Origin of the sequence: Shewanella sp. Iso12 (genome assembly GCF_012030025.1) — a bacterium.
Classification (GTDB): Bacteria; Pseudomonadota; Gammaproteobacteria; order Enterobacterales; family Shewanellaceae; genus Shewanella; species Shewanella algae.
The window spans coordinates 43,771-59,120 of sequence record NZ_JAAUHW010000003.1 but is presented as its reverse complement, the minus strand read 5'-3'; the positions used below and the strand labels follow the sequence as shown (position 1 = coordinate 59,120).

The following is a 15,350-nucleotide window of genomic DNA, read 5'->3' as shown; positions in this document are numbered from 1 at the left end:
TCTCAGTTTTTCTACAGTACGAACGTGTGTAGGTGGGTTTTCTACATTAACCCCTCATAGTAACAAACTCTTCCGCGCCCGTTGGATGGATAGCGACTACGGCATCGAAGTCAGCCTTGGTGGCGCCCATCTTGATGGCAACGCCAAAGCCCTGAAGGATTTCATCCATGCCAAAGCCGATACCATGGATCCCGACGACTTTTTCATCGGCGCCGGCACAAACCAGCTTCATCTTACAAGCCTGACGGTGCGCAGTAACTGCAGTGTACATGGAGGTAAAGGAGGAAGTGTAGACCTTAACCTGATCCTCACCGAAGCGCTCTTTGGCCTCAGGCTCTGTCAGCCCCATGGTGCCAATTGGCGGGTGGCTGAAGACCACAGTCGGGATGCAGTCATAGTCCATCTTGGCATCCGGCATGGCGCCAAAGAGACGCTCTGACAGCAAGCGACCCGCCTTGACGGCAACCGGTGTCAGCTCTACTCCGCCAGCCATGATGTCACCGACACAGTAAACCCCTTTGGCGCTGGTGTTTTGCTGGGCATCGGTTATCACATATCCCTTGGGATCCAACTGCACATCGGTATTTTCAAGGCCGATATTGCCTGTGGCTGGTGCCCGACCTATGGCCCAGATCAGGCAGTCCACTGTGTACTCTTCAGCGTTTTCCAGCACCAGAGTCAGGCTACCATCGGCATTTTTACGCACTTCCTTGGGAATACTCTGGGTATGCAGCGAAGGCCCTTCACTGGCCATGGACTCCATCAGTGTTTCATAGAGCATGGGGTCAAAGTTACGCAGTGGCGCATGTTTGCGTACAAACAGATGGGTTTCACTGCCCAGGGCATGCAATACACCGGCAATTTCCACCGCGATATAACCGGCACCCACGACAGCTACCCGCTTGGGCTGTTCACGCAGGGCAAAGAAACCGTCCGAGTCTATGCCATGTTCTGCCCCGGGAATGTCGGGAATGCTGGGCGCGCCACCGGTCGCGATCAGAATATGCTCGGCACTGTAGTGTTCACCGTCGACCTCAATGGTGTGGTTATCAACAAAGCGGCCATAGCCGTTAACCACAGTGACCTTGTTGTTGGCCAGACCGCGTTCATAGGAGCCATGGATCCGTTCGATATAGGCTTCACGACTGGCCACCAAAGTGTTCCAGTCAAACTGGTTGACGCTGACATCAAAACCATAATCTTTGGCATAGAGATGCATGGCTTCGGCCACTTGGGCGCCATACCACATGACCTTCTTGGGCACACAGCCGACGTTGACGCAGGTACCACCCAGGTGTTTGGCTTCAATCAGCAACACCTTGGCGCCACGCATGGCGGCCCTGTTGGCTGACGCAATACCACCGCTGCCCGCACCCAGGCAGATATAGTCAAAATGTTGTGCCATGTTTATCTCCGTCGATTGATACAGATTATCTCGCCCAACAGGGCGACCTCCCGCTTGGCGGGATACTTTTAAGCCATTGTAGGGGGATTCAGATCAAGTGACCAGACCAGAGTCTGCCGGTAAAAATTTCAGTGATACAAGGTGCAACGCGAATAATCCTGGGTCTCAGGCCCTGAACCCGAGCACTTGAGGCAACGAAACTGCTGTTGATGCTCGCCGAGTTCAGCCTGCAAAAATCTGGCCGTGTGGGAATCTTTCTGCCTGAGGCGCCGCTCCAGCTCTGTCATTCGCTTATCCAACCAGCGACAACTGGGATCATCGGCGACTTGGCGGCGAGGCTTGGATGCCTTCTTTTTTCGGGATTTCGTTGGTTTACTGTCGCGCGAGGCCTTGGGCAAGGGTGCAGACTCATATTCAAGTGCGGCTTCAAACTGCTGTGGAATGGCAATAGGATTGCCCTCGCTGTCGAGCACTAACCCCAGAGGGAGCGAACCAGACTCTTTGTCCGGGTTGCTGAGTTGCTTATCTATTGAGGGCTCTGAACTCGACACTGGATTCAGGTCTGAGCTTGATTCGGCCTGGGATTCAGCCAATGGGGCGACTCCCAACCAAAGGAGCAGGCAGCAAAGCCCGCCGATTCTGTAGGTTAACATTCCCTGTACTCCCGCATCGATCCTTCGACGCTGTTTGTCTTCACATCAGAGTCTAGAAGCTGCGGTGAATGTTAGCCAGTTTAAAACTGCCACTCCAGATGCAAGCCGGCATAAGACTGATCCAGGTCACCATGCCAATCCTCCTCTTGCGCCTGCTGCTTGATATCATCCTCCGCTATGCTGTGACTCAAATGCAAGGAAGCCACCAAAGAAGAGGTTAATGAGTAGCATGCCTCTACACCAAACTGCAGATGATTGGGGCCATCATGGGTCTGGCTGGCATAGCCAAAGTCGAATCCCTGGGTCACATAGGGGGTAAGAGTCAGTTGCTCGTTCACTTGCCAATGGCTGTGCAGGCTCAACTCAACAAAATAACCAGAGGCTTCAGTAGCATAGGTATAGTTAATCGATGGTGTCAGCCAGCTCAGCCCCTGATAGGCGAGATAGGCGTACACCTCATTGTCATGGGCGCGCTCATCCCCGTAAAACTCCAGTCGCTGCATGCCGACACCGGCTTCCACTGATTCGAGTGGGTTGAAACAGTATTCCACCCCGGCATTGAGCTCGGCGTAGTTCACACTGTCGGCTCGGCCAAACAACACGAAGGCCCCCAGGCCATCACGGCTATGGTGAATGCCACTCCAGGCAATCCCGCCCGCAGACAAGTTGTCACGCCCCTCGGAAATATAGCGGCTGTCCCACCCCAGCATGAGTTGGGTTTCGGCGGCCTCATCGGCCAATAATGGATTGCAGCACAGGAGTGTCAGCAACAAGAGCGGATAGCGCATAAAACGTACCAAACTTACAAAGTAAAGTTTATTTTATTCCACCACCCCATTATGTAAATGATAACGAATCGTGTTTTAGATCCAGTTATCATTTATGATTTTTTTGTGCATTGACGGTAGGCTCTCTTCCTCGGCAGCAGTGACTCGTGACCCACGGGTATTTCACTGCCGAGTTTGGCGGCTATGTTTCACTGCTATGTTTCACATCTATGCCACAGCCATGGCACCAATCGCTTTTATCACCTTGATAAATCACAGCGGAACCCTTATCTATTAGCCACGCCCCTGAATATTCGCCGCCATGGCGGCAAGACCAGGCATCCAATGCAGGCCCTATGGCCCACGCCCAAAGAGAGGACAGACAATGACCAATCCGCTGCTGACAGCACAGGAGCTGCCGCCCTTTTCCAGTATCAAGGCCGAGCACATTCAACCGGCGGTCGAACAGGCCATAGCCAAATGCCGCGATAAGATAGAAGCCGTGCTGGCCGCCGGAGGCCCCTACACTTGGGAAAACCTGGTGGCCCCTCTGGAGCAGGTGGACGATGAGTTGAGCCAGATCTGGTCGCCGATTTCCCATATGAATTCTGTACTCAGCAATGAAGAGTGGCGCGCCGCGCACGATGCCTGCCTGCCATTGTTGTCTGAGTACAGCACCTTTGTCGGCCAACATCAGGGCCTGTATCAGGCCTATAAAGAGCTCAAGGCATCGGCGGAATTTGCCCTGCTCAGCCAGACACAACAGACTGTGATAGAACATAGCCTGAGAGACTTCGAACTGTCGGGAATAGGCCTCAATGATGAACAAAAAGCTCGCTATGGAGAGATTGTAAAGCGCCTGTCCGAACTCAGCAGCACCTATTCCAACCAACTGCTGGATGCCACACATGCCTGGAGCAAACTGGTTACCGATGAAGCCGAATTGGCCGGTCTGCCAGAGTCTGCCATTGCCGCCGCCAAGGCGATGGCCGAGGCCAAAGAGCAGCAAGGTTGGCTATTCACCCTGGATTTTCCATCCTATCTGCCGGTCATGACCTACAGCGACAACCGCAGTCTGCGTGAAGAGTGCTACCGCGCCTTTGTTACCCGCGCTTCGGATCAAGGCCCCAATGCCGGTGAGTTCGACAATGGCCCGCTGATGGACGAGATCCTGAGCCTACGCCATGAGTTGGCACAGTTACTGGGCTTTGATACCTATGCCGATAAGTCCCTGGCCACCAAGATGGCGCAATCGCCCGAGCAGGTTATCGCCTTCCTCAATGAGCTGGCACTGCGCTCCAAATCTCAGGCCAAGGCCGAGCTGGCCGAACTCAAGGAGTTTGCCAAGGAGCATTATGGTGTAACCGAGTTGGCGGCCTGGGATCTGGGTTACTACGGCGAAAAGCTCAAGCAACACAAGTATGAGATATCTCAGGAAGAGCTACGTCCCTTCTTCCCCGAAGACAAGGTGCTCAGCGGCCTGTTCTACACCATCAAACGCTTGTTCGGTATGGATGTCAAAGAGCAACAGGATTTCGACAAGTGGCATAAAGACGTGCGCTTTTTCCACATCCTGGATGCCGAGGGCGAACACAGAGGCAGCTTCTATCTGGACCTCTATGCCCGTGAAGGCAAGCGGGGCGGCGCCTGGATGAATGATTGCCGAACCCGGCGGATGACGGCCACAGGCCTGCAAAAGCCGGTAGCCTACCTCACCTGTAACTTCAATCGCCCTGTGGGTGACAAGCCGGCGCTGTTTACCCATGACGAAGTCACTACCCTGTTCCACGAATTTGGTCATGGTATTCACCATATGCTGACCCGCATCGATGTCGGTGGGGTTTCCGGCATCAATGGCGTACCTTGGGATGCCGTGGAGCTGCCAAGCCAGTTTATGGAGAACTGGTGTTGGGCCGAAGAGGCGCTGGCGGAGATCTCCGGCCATTATCAGACCGGGGAGCCGCTGCCCAAGGCGATGCTGGACAAGATGCTGGCCGCCAAGAACTTCCAGTCCGGTATGATGATGCTGCGGCAACTGGAGTTTTCTCTGTTCGACTTCCGCCTGCATCAGGAGTTTGATCCGGCCAAGGGCGCCCATATTCAGCAGATGTTGGATGAGGTTCGACGCCAGGTGGCCGTGGTCACACCGCCTGAATTCAACCGCTTCCAGAACGGTTTCGCCCATATCTTTGCCGGAGGTTATGCCGCCGGCTACTACAGCTACAAGTGGGCTGAGGTGTTGTCTGCCGATGCCTTCTCCCGTTTCGAGGAGGAAGGTGTTTTCAACGAGAGCACAGGACGCGACTTCCTGCACAACATACTTGAGATGGGCGGCAGTGAAGAGCCTATGGTGCTATTTACTCGCTTCCGTGGCCGCGAGCCCAGCATAGACGCACTGCTGCGTCACTCAGGGATCCAAGCCTGAGGCAGAAGCAATTGATTAGGCGCCTGCGGGCGCCTTTTTTGTGAGCCAGTTCTCGCTTGCCGTCTGGTATGACCTTTGATAGCCTTTAATGCCTCTCAACTCTTGGACCCTTTGATGAACCTCTACTTTCGCCTGTTTTGGCTGCTGCTCTGGCGAGTGCGCCGGGCAAACGATATCGGTTTTCTCGGCACCAGCCGCATCCGTTATCGGGCTTTACCGAGTGACTGTGACATCAACCTACACCTGACCAACTCCCGCTACCCGGCATTTATGGATCTGGCCCGCACTTATATGATGGCCGAAATGGGCTTGCTGAAGCGCTTTCTAAAACTGAAATGGATGCCAATAGTCAATGCCGCCGAGTTCACTTATGTAAGGGATATCAGGCCATTACAGCAGTTTGAAATTGCCTCTCGCGTGGTTGGCTGGGATGAAAAGTATTTCTACATAGAGCAGCGTTTCCTGTCGGACAGAGGCCTGCATGCCATAGTGCATGTCAGAGGTTTGTTCGTCTGCAAACGCAAGCCGGTACCCACGGAAAACCTGTTGACGGAAGCCGGGTTCGATGAGACCACGCCCGAGTTACCGGCAGAGATCATCAAGTGGAAGTCGTTCCTGGATCTCAAAAAGGCCCGCAACAGCTGAATTCTTGCTCAGGGGATGGGCCTGAGCCCGCTGCTGGCCTCCTCCTGAGCCAGAGTCACTTCATCCTGCACCAACATCCAGGAACCCCGCAATTGCGCCTGCAGCCAGTAGCGCCCCAAATGCTGGTAGTCCAGTAAGTTAAAACTGCGCTGCAGGTAACCAAGACAAGGGATTAAGGCACAATCGGCCAAAGTGAACCCATCTCCGCAAAGCCAATGATGCTCAACCAGGCGTAAGTCCAACGCCCGCAGGCAAAGTCTGAGACGGTTTTCAATTTGACGCTGCACCAGAGGAAGTTGCTGCTCTTCCGGTAAGCTATATTGCTGCTCCAGCTGATAGAGACTGTTGTTGAGGTCGTTATCGGCAATTCTGTCATAGAGACGCACTTGCAGATTGAGGTCGGGCTCCTTGGGCAACAGCCGGGTGCCGGCGTCCATTTTATTGTCCAGATACTCTATGATAATGCTGGATTCAGGCAACAGGCTGCCGTCCTGACACACCAAGAGTGGCAGCTTACCGGATGGATAGAAATGCAGATAGTGTTGGCGCTCCAATGGATCCTGCAGATCCGTTACCCGGGGAAAGAAGTTTGCCTGCTTTTCATAAAGTGCCAGCAGCACCTTTTGCGAATAACGCGACAATGGATGGTAGTAAAGCTCCATAGACAGGGATCCCCATGGTTACCAACTTTAACTTTAGTTGCTGGCTACCGCTTAGGGAAGGCGTGAACAGGTACCATGAGTGCCGCGAGGCATTATCCCCCCTCTGTTTGACCCAACTTCTGCTTGAGAAAGTCCAACATGACCCGGACTCTGGGTGGCATCCCCTCACGGTAAGGGTGAATGGCATAGATACCGCCCTCACGCAGATGATAATCCGGTAACAGACGTTCCAGTGCTCCCGAGTCCAATTGCCTTTGCAACAGATGATCCGGCAAGGTGGCTATGCCAAGCCCCTGAGCAGCCAAAGCCGCGATGGCATTGGTACTGTTGCAGCTGATAAAGGGAGTAACCCGAATACGAAACTGCTCGCCCTGACTATTGTGCAAAGTACAGCTGCGAGGCAAATGACTCGATGCATGCATCAGCCATTGGTGATGATGCAGGTTATCCGGATGCAGCGGCTTGCCATGGCGACTAATATACTCGGGCGAAGCCACCAGATACTCTTCGAAGTCGCCCAATTTTATCGCTTTGAATTCAGAGTCTTCCGGCCAGCCGGCCTGAATGGCGATATCTATCTTATGCTCCAGCAGATTGAGCTTATTGTCCTCAAGCAACAGTGTCAGCCGGATATGGGGGAAGCGCTGGTGAAACTCCCCCATCAAGGGCAGCAGTGACAGCTCACCTATCCCTACCGGCACCGTGATCCGCAAACTGCCATGTAGCTGTTGATCACTGGGGCGAGTCACGGCTTCGGCTTGCTTAGCCAGCTGCAACAACTCGGCACAATAGTGATAGAACTGCTGACCGTCTTCACTCAAGCCTATCTTGCGCGTGGTTCTGTGCAATAAACGGCTGCCAAGACGCTGTTCCAGTTTCTTCAAATGTTGACTCACCATGGAGCGGCTGATCCCCAACACTTCTGCGGCCGCCGTTAACGATCCCTGTTCCACTACAGTGGCGAATACCAACATACGATAGAGTTGTGCCGCATCCATCTCTCACCTTTGTTTAATTTCAATAACCAAAGTGATAAGTAAAGCACTCATTATCAATTTTTGCCACGGGGATACACTGATGCCATAAACCTACTGGAGTAAAAAACATGATCCTTATCTTAGGTGCATCTGGCCAATTGGGCCGTCTGGTCAGCCAAGCCTTATTGGCAAAAGTTCCTGCCAAACAGTTGAGATTGGCAAGTCGCCACCCCGAACAATTGAACGAGTTTGCTGATGTAGAGAAGGCCTTTGCCGATTACAGTGACCCGGCTTCACTCTCGAAAGCCATGCAGGGCGTCAAACGCCTGTTATTGATCTCGGGTGATACACCCAATGATCAGAGACTGCAGCAGCACATGAATGTGCTCAGCGCCGCCAAGGCCGCCGCTGTAGAACAATTGGTTTATACCAGTTTCCAATTGGCGACCCTGGACTCGGCATTCGACTTTGCCCGCACCCATGCGGCAACAGAAGCTGCAATAGTTCACTCTGGTGTGCCTTACACCTTGGTACGTAACGGTCCCTATGCCGAATTGCAGTTGGCCGGGTTGGAGCACACTCTGGCAACAGAAACCATGCTCAATGCCGGTGAAAATGGTTTGTTTGCCCCTGTGTGGAAGGCCGATCTGGCAGAGGCCATCGCCGGCATTCTCTCATCGGAATCGCCTGTAAGCAGCCATCTTGGGCAAACCTATACCCTGACAGGCCCGGAACTGTTGAACCAGGCCCAGGTGGCACAATACCTGTCGCAGGTGAGTGGCAAAAACATTCGGCTGCAAAACATTTCAGTCGCAGAGCTGGAGCAGATTTTCCTCGGGATCGGCCTCCCCGGTTTTATGGCCAAGGCGTTTGCCAACAACTCCAAGGCGATAGCCGATGGTGAATATCAGCAGCAAAGCGCAGATCTGGAACGTCTGCTGGGGCGCCCAGGGCGTTCACTTAAGGCCCTGTTTGAACAGAGCCTCACTCAATCCTGATACCCGATATCACGTGCCACAGTTCCTCCCTTTGCCTGGGAGGGGCTGTGATGGTTAATCATCATTGATCACTCCCATCTTTATCCCGATTGGTATTACACTGGTGCAGCAGTAATTGAATCAAAAGGGAAAGCACATGAGCAAGCCGGAAGATTTTGCCACCATCTATGCCAGAGCCTGCGAGCGCAAAGGCGGCGCCGAGCGACTGGAGAGCCTGTTACCCAGAGTCTGTTCCACGGAAGAATTGCTGGAATATACAGATGCCGAGTTGCTTTCAGCACTCAGCAAACAGGTATTTCAGAGCGGCTTTGTCTGGAAGGTAGTGGAACACAAATGGCCGGCCTATGAAGAGGCCTTCTTTGGCTTTGAACCCATGAAAGTGTTGATGCTCTCCCCTGAGCAGTTGCAGGCCAGAGGTGAGGACAGTCGCCTCATTCGCCACCAGAAAAAGACCCAGGCCATTTATGATAACGCGCTCATGGTGCAGGATATTGCCAGAGAACACGGCAGCCTGGCCCGATATATCGCCCTCTGGCCGGTGGAGGAGATCACCTCACTGTGGCAGGAACTCAAACGCCGTGGTGCACGCTTGGGTGGCAATACCGGCCCCTATTTTCTGCGTGGCATAGGTAAAGACAGCTTCCTGTTGACCGCTGATGTTCAAAACTATCTCAAGAGTCACAAACTGGTGGACGCAGGCTTCAGCTCAAAGAGCGGCCTGGCCCAGGTACAAGCTGTATTCAATCATTGGCAGCAGAGCAGCGGTAGGAGCATGGCCGCCATCAGCCGTATCTTGGCTTGTAGCACCGGGGACAATCGTATCTGAGGCCTGAGATAAATTTGTCTTGAATATAGACAAAAAATAGTTGCAATCGAAAATGAGAACCATTATCATTTGTTCTGCGTTCCAAAACTCATCCTTAACTGAGAGTCAGTTAACCGCTAGTCGACTGAGATTTGCTTGAAGTTATGGTGTTCCTGAGTTTGCAAAGCACGACATTGCTCACACACTCTTTTAGGCCGGGCTAATTACCCGGCCCTTTTTTGGCTGATTTTTATTGTCAAAGCTTTATGCTCCTCCTCTCCGCCAACTATTTTCATCCCTCGCCGCTGTTTTTAAATTTTGATGCCCCTCCCTACAAACCAATATTGAGGGAATCAGGCACTAAGGAAGGTGCAGCCATCTGGATTTAGCCCAAAAAACTACCGATGACTACCGGCCTGCACCTTAGATTTAAACTAATTTAAAATTAATAAGTTAGGTAGATTTTTGGGTCGGACATCCAAGAAAGGAGGAATAGCACTGGAAAATTTTATCGCCAAAAGTCAAAAAATAGTTGCAAACATAAATGAGAACGATTATCGTTAACTTGCGTTCCAAAACTCATCCTTAGCTTTAGGCCCGCAGTACCCGCTGAGAGTTATGGTGTTCCTGAGTTTGCAAAGCACGACATTGCTCACACACTCTTTGTGGCCGGGTTAATTACCCGGCTCTTTTTTTGTTTTTTCACGCCAAGCCAAGAGCCTACCCGAACAGCAAACCATCATAGGGGCCTGACTGATCCTCTTTGGCCATATGGTAAATACTGACAGTAAACAGCGTCCCCTTACCTACAGTCGAACTAACCTCTATGGTGCCGCCTATGCGTTTGATAATACCGTAGCTCAGCGACAAGCCTAGCCCGGTACCATCCTTACGGGTGGTATAGAAGGGATCGAATATCCGACTCAACTGCTCTTGCGGGATCCCAGAACCTTCATCTTCAATCTCTATCTTGATCCCCACAGGTTCGTCCTGTTCCACCCAGTCATAGGTGCGGATCCAGATCCGCCCCTTGCCATCCATAGCATGAGCAGCGTTGACCACCAGATTGATCAGCACCTGCAGCAGTTGCGGACGATTTACCTGCACCGGATAACTGGCGTTCAGCTCAGGCAACAACACCACTTCCTGCTTACCCAGTGAGTGACGTACCAACAGCTGCATCTCTTCGATAATAGGTGTGATTTGATGCATCTCCAGCGGCGCATTGAACTCGCCGGGACGGCTGTACTGCAGCAAGCTGCGGATAATAGTGCTGATACGCCCCACCTGCTGGATGATGAGATCTATCTCCTCTTCGACCAGCTCGGCGTTATCCCCAAGCTCCACCCGCAGCAGTTCCATATTGCCGAGGATTACGGCGGTAGGATTGTTGATCTCGTGGGCAATCCCAGCGGTCAACTCCCCAAGGGCTGTCAGCTTTTCATTGGTCACCAACTGCTGACGGGTTTCGTTCAGTAATTGCACGTTGCGCTGCAGCTCTTCGGTTTTTTCCTGCAGGCTACGGGTACGTTCCTCGACCTTCATCTCCAGTTGCTCGGCCGCCGCTTGAATTTGCGCATTGCGGCGCTGCAATAAATCGAGCATGCGGTCGAACTGCTCGGCCAGGTTGGCCAGCTCATTGTCTCTGTCCAGTCCCAGCTCGCCGATACGCAGATTGCGCCCGGACTGCACCGCCTTAACCACTTGGTGAATACGCTCTATCGGCTGCAACAAACTGTAGGCGCCGCGATAAACCAAGAGCCCGGAAACCAGCAACACCAACATCAAAATGGTGCCCAACTCTATGATATTAAGCAGATAGTTGTGGATAAAAGGCGACTCGGAAAACCCGGAATAGATCATGCCTATCCGCTGGCCTCGAATATCGGTCAGCGGCGCATAGGCCGAGATAAACCAGTCGTTGTAAACAAAGGCTCTATCGACCCAGAGTTGGCCCTTGACCAACACCTGCTGACGCACCTCCTCGGACACCAGAGTGCCCAATGCCCGGCCACGATTTTCATCCTCTTTGGGGAAGAAATGCAGAGGCACATTGGTGCTGATGCGGATATTGTCGAGGAAGATGGTCACAGTGCCTATGGAACGCTCAGGCAGTGTGCCCTTGTCATAGACCAGATCGCGAATATGGTCGACGATGCGAGTATTGCGATTAAACAGGATCCCGCCATCCAGATACCAGCCGACCTTGCCGTTTTCATCGGCTACCGGCAGCAGGCTGCGGCTGAGCATGCCCCGCTCTTCCACTTCTCTGTCGGGATTTTGTGCCCTTAAGGTCATTTTCACCGGGATCTTGGCACGCTCGGCCAACTCGGGATCGATTCGTGCCAACCGCGAGGAGGAGAGCACCATCAGCCCTGAATAGGCGCTTTGCCCCTGAACCAAGGGCAGCATCTGCCGCAAGTCAGGATCGGCCGCAGCATCGGCAATTCTGACCAAACGCAGAAAATCGAGATCCAACGCCTTGCGCTGTTGATCCAGAAAAGCATTGAGATCTTTCTGCTTCTGCTGTTCACCTTCGAGTATCGAACGAAAATGGGTCTGGAAATCGAAGGACTGCATCACATGTTCGAGCTGCTTTTCCTGACGCTCCTGCACCGCAGCCAGCGTGTTGTTGGCCACTGTCAGGTCGGCCTTGACCTTCATAAACAGCTGTTTGCCTGTGTAGCTGATGTTCCAGTATATGGTGATAAACACCAAGCTCACCAACGTCAGCAAGATAGGCAACAGAGTCAGGATCAGAATGCGATAACGCACCTTTGCCTGCAGCTGCTGCCAGCTCAGGCCAAAGAGCCGTTTGAACAGTGACAAGCTCAGACCTCCGACTCGCAGTCAAACCACTCTTTATATTTACGATCCAGTGTTTTGCGAGACACTCCCAGCACCCGGGCTGCCGCCGACTTATTGCCGCCGTGGGAGTCAACCACGGCCGTGACATGGTCTTTTTCCACATCCTTGAGCGCCCAGTCGTGGGGATAGCCAGGCTGGGCATTCAGCTCGGCCTTGGGCTGTTCTTTCCAGTATTCCGCCGGTGGTTTACCCAGCAGAATGCAGCGCTCTATCATGTTACGCAATTCGCGGATATTCCCAGGCCACTGATGTTGCTGCAGTTTGAGCAGGTCCTCATGGCTCCAGACCACCTCTTTCACCCCGAGCTCTGCAGCCAACTGGCGGGTAAAGTGATGGGTCAATTCCACCACATCATCCGGTCTTTCCCGTAATGGCGGGATCACTATGTCGAGCACATTGAGACGGTAGAAGAGGTCGCGGCGGAAATGCCCGGCTTCCACTTCATCGGCCAGCTTACGGTTGGTTGCCGCTATCACCCGGACATCAATATTAACTTCTTTTTCACTGCCAACCGGACGAATCGCCTTTTGCTCCAACACCCGCAGCAAGGCCGTCTGCATTTTCAGCGGCATCTCCCCGATCTCATCGAGGAAGATGGTGCCTCCGGAGGCAAAGCTGAATAGACCTTCGCGATTGCCTTTGGCACCGGTAAAAGAGCCAGCGGTATGACCAAAGAGTTCACTCTCCAGCAGCTCGGGAGCGATGGCGCCGCAGTTAACAGGCACAAACGGGCCCTGACGACCACTGAGCAGGTGAAGTTGCCTGGCCACCAGCTCCTTACCCGTGCCGGACTCACCTTCGATAAGCACCACCGCATTGGTCGGTGCCACCCGCTCTATCACCCGCTTGACCTCCATCATGGCATCACTGTTGCCTATGATGGTGGAGGAATAGCCACTGGACACTTCCCGGCGCAGCATCAGATTTTCCCGCTTCAGCAAGCGCCGCTCGATGCAGCGGTCGACCGCCTTCATCATCTGCTCCAGATGGAAAGGCTTCATGATGAAGTCGGAAGCGCCGGCCCTGAGTGCCTGAATCGCCACTTCCATATCGGCATAGCCCGTCATAAAGATGATGTCGGAGCGCCGCTCCTGATCATCCAGCGCCTCACGCCACTCAATACCTGAGCGGCCGGGCAGACGTATATCCACAATCAGCAGATCGAAGTGACAACGGCTGCGCAGTTGTTCGGCTTCTTCTATGCTGGCAGCGGTTTCTACCAGGGCAAATTTCTTTGCCAGCGCTTTGTTGAGGAAACTGCGCATACCGGGCTCGTCGTCGACGATCAACACGGACACGGCAGAAGGCATTGGCTTAGACTTAAGTGGCTTTTCTATCTGGCTCATATTGTCGGCTTCAGGACATTTTGACTCAATTGAAATAGATTCTATCATTGATACGGTAAAAATTGGTCACTATGAACCAGAGAAAAAGCCGGTTGGGACAATTTGTCTGATACTTATTTACCAAGCTTGGGATCCAGTTCACATATTGGATCCCTCAATATCGGTTTATAGCAAACATTCGTTTTTGGCACCTAAATTGCTTTAATGGGTGCGAGTACAAGGCCGTGGCCCGCAGGCTTATGGGTTAGGCCCACTTATTAAAATCACGCCAAGGAGCAATAATGTTGAACTTGAAACAACTGCTGGGTCTTGCCATTGCGGCAGGCCTGATGATCTCTGCCCCGGCTTCCGCTCAGGAAACCATCAAGCTGGCCACTACCACCAGTACTGAAAACTCAGGTCTGCTGGGTTACCTGCTGCCAAAATTTGAATCTGAATCAGGCTATAAGGTACAAGTGATTGCCACAGGTACAGGTAAGGCTCTGAAACTGGGTTCTCAGGGTGATGTGGATCTGGTGATGACTCACGCTCCTGGCGCAGAAGCCAAGTTCGTCGCCGACGGTTTCGGTGTTGAGCCTCGCGGCATCATGGAAAACGACTTTGTTATCCTTGGCCCCAAGAACGACCCTGCCAAGGCCCGTGACAGCAAAAATGCCGAAGAAGCCTTCGCCAAAATCGCCAAGTCAGGCATCCCTTTCGTATCCCGTGGTGATGACTCAGGTACTCACAAGAAAGAGCTGATCATCTGGAAAGCCGCCAACGTGACTCCAGACTTCAAAGGTTACACCTCTGTAGGTCAAGGTATGGGCAAAACCCTGCTGATGGCCAACGAACTGCAAGGTTACACTCTGTCTGACCGTGGTACTTTCGTGGCTTACAAAGCCAAACTGGACCTGGGTATCGACTTCGACGGCGGTGCCACTCTGGCCAACCCTTACCAGGTTATCCTGATCAACCCTGCCAAATACCCTGATCTGAATCACAAAGGTGCACGTGCCTTCAGTGATTGGTTGATTAGCAAAGAAGCACAAAGCATGATCAACAGCTATAAAGTTCAAGGCGAACAACTGTTCAAGGCAACTTACGGCAAATGAGTGAAGGCTGGTTAGCCCTTATACAGCAGGCCCTAGGCCTGCTGTTTTCCAGAGACCCCGAAGTCTGGTCTATTATCTCCGTCTCTTTCTCGGTATCTTTCGCGGCGCTGCTGATCACCTTGCTACCGTCCATGATACTGGGGTTCGCCCTGGCGTTTGTGCAATTCCCCGGCCGCTGGCTGGTAACCAATCTGGTGCAAACCCTGCAATCCATTCCCACTGTGGTGGTAGGCCTGTTGGCCTATTTACTGCTGACCCGTAACGGTGCTCTGGGTGATCTTCGCTGGCTCTTTACCCAGAAGGGGATGATCCTCGGGCAGATGATGATCTGCGCCCCGGTACTGATAGCCATGAGCCATGCCGCCTTCACCAGTGTCGACCGCCGCGCCTGGGAAACCAGCCGAACTCTGGGCGCCAGTTGGACCTCGGCCATCTGGGTGGTTTGCCGCGAGCTGAGAGTACCTCTGTTACTGGCGATTATCGCCGCGTTTTCCCGTATCATTACTGAAGTCGGCTGTTCCATGATGGTTGGTGGCAACATAGCCCATGTCACCCGTAACATTCCCACCGCGATTTCACTGGAAACCAGTAAAGGCGACTTTGCCCAGGCGATAGCCCTTGGCTTGGTGCTGCTGGTGCTGGCACTGATACTGAATTTTGCTCTGGGTACTCTGCGTGGCAGGGCCAATCCCAGAAGCCATTAGG

13 protein-coding genes are annotated in these 15,350 nt (G+C 53.1%); 6 read left to right on the top strand and 7 right to left on the bottom strand.

The features are described 5' to 3' along the window. Nucleotides 1–46: 46 nt before the first annotated feature. The 3 genes from gorA to HCX89_RS06920 all read right to left on the bottom strand — a co-directional run bounded on the left by gorA (nt 47) and on the right by HCX89_RS06920 (nt 2,846). Entirely contained in the window at nt 47–1,405 is a 1,359-nt protein-coding gene (gorA, locus tag HCX89_RS06930; RefSeq protein ID WP_028780394.1) for a glutathione-disulfide reductase, read from the bottom strand. A 128-nt stretch (nt 1,406–1,533) separates the two neighbouring features. After that, complete coding sequence (locus HCX89_RS06925) at nt 1,534–2,058, bottom strand: hypothetical protein (protein WP_167715471.1); 525 nt, start codon at nt 2,056–2,058, stop codon at nt 1,534–1,536. Between the two features lie 80 nt (nt 2,059–2,138). After that, nucleotides 2,139–2,846: a hypothetical protein gene (locus HCX89_RS06920; RefSeq protein ID WP_167715470.1), complete on the bottom strand. Its 708-nt coding sequence runs from the start codon at nt 2,844–2,846 to the stop codon at nt 2,139–2,141. Between the two features lie 364 nt (nt 2,847–3,210). On the opposite strand from HCX89_RS06920, the gene prlC reads away from it, so the two are divergent. Together prlC and HCX89_RS06910 are read left to right on the top strand one after the other, a co-directional pair. Continuing rightward, entirely contained in the window at nt 3,211–5,250 is a 2,040-nt protein-coding gene (prlC, locus tag HCX89_RS06915) for an oligopeptidase A (protein ID WP_167715468.1), read from the top strand. A gap of 114 nt (nt 5,251–5,364) precedes the next feature. Further along, nucleotides 5,365–5,895 carry a thioesterase family protein gene (locus tag HCX89_RS06910; protein WP_025009092.1) on the top strand — a complete coding sequence of 177 codons (531 nt, stop codon included), beginning with the start codon at nt 5,365–5,367 and terminating at the stop codon, nt 5,893–5,895. A gap of 8 nt (nt 5,896–5,903) precedes the next feature. Here HCX89_RS06910 and HCX89_RS06905 read toward each other — a convergent pair whose 3' ends face one another. Both HCX89_RS06905 and HCX89_RS06900 read right to left on the bottom strand, forming a co-directional pair. Beyond that, complete coding sequence (locus tag HCX89_RS06905; protein WP_107005883.1) at nt 5,904–6,557, bottom strand: glutathione S-transferase family protein; 654 nt, start codon at nt 6,555–6,557, stop codon at nt 5,904–5,906. Nucleotides 6,558–6,649: 92 nt separating this feature from the next. Further along, nucleotides 6,650–7,555, bottom strand: a complete 906-nt coding sequence (locus HCX89_RS06900; protein WP_025009090.1) for a LysR family transcriptional regulator — start codon at nt 7,553–7,555, stop codon at nt 6,650–6,652. A gap of 107 nt (nt 7,556–7,662) precedes the next feature. Here HCX89_RS06900 and HCX89_RS06895 point away from each other — a divergent pair, with 107 nt between their 5' ends. Both HCX89_RS06895 and HCX89_RS06890 read left to right on the top strand, forming a co-directional pair. Then, nucleotides 7,663–8,532: an SDR family oxidoreductase gene (locus tag HCX89_RS06895; RefSeq protein WP_167715466.1), complete on the top strand. Its 870-nt coding sequence runs from the start codon at nt 7,663–7,665 to the stop codon at nt 8,530–8,532. Between the two features lie 136 nt (nt 8,533–8,668). Then, nucleotides 8,669–9,358 carry a DNA-3-methyladenine glycosylase I gene (locus HCX89_RS06890; RefSeq protein WP_025889011.1) on the top strand — a complete coding sequence of 230 codons (690 nt, stop codon included), beginning with the start codon at nt 8,669–8,671 and terminating at the stop codon, nt 9,356–9,358. A 699-nt stretch (nt 9,359–10,057) separates the two neighbouring features. On the opposite strand, the gene HCX89_RS06885 is transcribed toward HCX89_RS06890, so the two are convergent. Together HCX89_RS06885 and HCX89_RS06880 are read right to left on the bottom strand one after the other, a co-directional pair. After that, a complete protein-coding gene (locus tag HCX89_RS06885; protein WP_028780388.1) occupies nt 10,058–12,166 on the bottom strand; it encodes a cache domain-containing protein in 2,109 nt (702 codons plus the stop codon). A gap of 2 nt (nt 12,167–12,168) precedes the next feature. Then, entirely contained in the window at nt 12,169–13,599 is a 1,431-nt protein-coding gene (locus HCX89_RS06880) for a sigma-54 dependent transcriptional regulator (protein ID WP_081737147.1), read from the bottom strand. Nucleotides 13,600–13,832: 233 nt separating this feature from the next. On the opposite strand from HCX89_RS06880, the gene HCX89_RS06875 reads away from it, so the two are divergent. Beyond that, nucleotides 13,833–14,645, top strand: a complete 813-nt coding sequence (locus tag HCX89_RS06875) for a substrate-binding domain-containing protein (protein ID WP_025009086.1) — start codon at nt 13,833–13,835, stop codon at nt 14,643–14,645. Further along, nucleotides 14,642–15,349, top strand: a complete 708-nt coding sequence (locus tag HCX89_RS06870) for an ABC transporter permease (protein WP_025009085.1) — start codon at nt 14,642–14,644, stop codon at nt 15,347–15,349. The genes HCX89_RS06875 and HCX89_RS06870 overlap by 4 nt, the downstream gene beginning before the upstream one ends. The last annotated feature ends 1 nt before the right edge of the window (nt 15,350 follow it).

Excerpts from the sequence above, each read along its gene's own strand:
- HCX89_RS06875 (WP_025009086.1), top strand. The coding sequence starts at position 13,833 with ATGTTGAACTTGAAACAACTGCTGGGTCTTGCCATTGCGGCAGGCCTG.
- HCX89_RS06900 (WP_025009090.1), bottom strand. The coding sequence starts at position 7,555 with ATGGATGCGGCACAACTCTATCGTATGTTGGTATTCGCCACTGTAGTG.
- HCX89_RS06905 (WP_107005883.1), bottom strand. The coding sequence starts at position 6,557 with ATGGAGCTTTACTACCATCCATTGTCGCGTTATTCGCAAAAGGTGCTG.
- gorA (WP_028780394.1), bottom strand. The coding sequence starts at position 1,405 with ATGGCACAACATTTTGACTATATCTGCCTGGGTGCGGGCAGCGGTGGT.
- prlC (WP_167715468.1), top strand. The coding sequence starts at position 3,211 with ATGACCAATCCGCTGCTGACAGCACAGGAGCTGCCGCCCTTTTCCAGT.
- HCX89_RS06880 (WP_081737147.1), bottom strand. The coding sequence starts at position 13,599 with ATGATAGAATCTATTTCAATTGAGTCAAAATGTCCTGAAGCCGACAAT.
- HCX89_RS06890 (WP_025889011.1), top strand. The coding sequence starts at position 8,669 with ATGAGCAAGCCGGAAGATTTTGCCACCATCTATGCCAGAGCCTGCGAG.
- HCX89_RS06920 (WP_167715470.1), bottom strand. The coding sequence starts at position 2,846 with ATGCGCTATCCGCTCTTGTTGCTGACACTCCTGTGCTGCAATCCATTA.
- HCX89_RS06910 (WP_025009092.1), top strand. The coding sequence starts at position 5,365 with ATGAACCTCTACTTTCGCCTGTTTTGGCTGCTGCTCTGGCGAGTGCGC.
- HCX89_RS06870 (WP_025009085.1), top strand. The coding sequence starts at position 14,642 with ATGAGTGAAGGCTGGTTAGCCCTTATACAGCAGGCCCTAGGCCTGCTG.
- HCX89_RS06895 (WP_167715466.1), top strand. The coding sequence starts at position 7,663 with ATGATCCTTATCTTAGGTGCATCTGGCCAATTGGGCCGTCTGGTCAGC.
- HCX89_RS06925 (WP_167715471.1), bottom strand. The coding sequence starts at position 2,058 with ATGTTAACCTACAGAATCGGCGGGCTTTGCTGCCTGCTCCTTTGGTTG.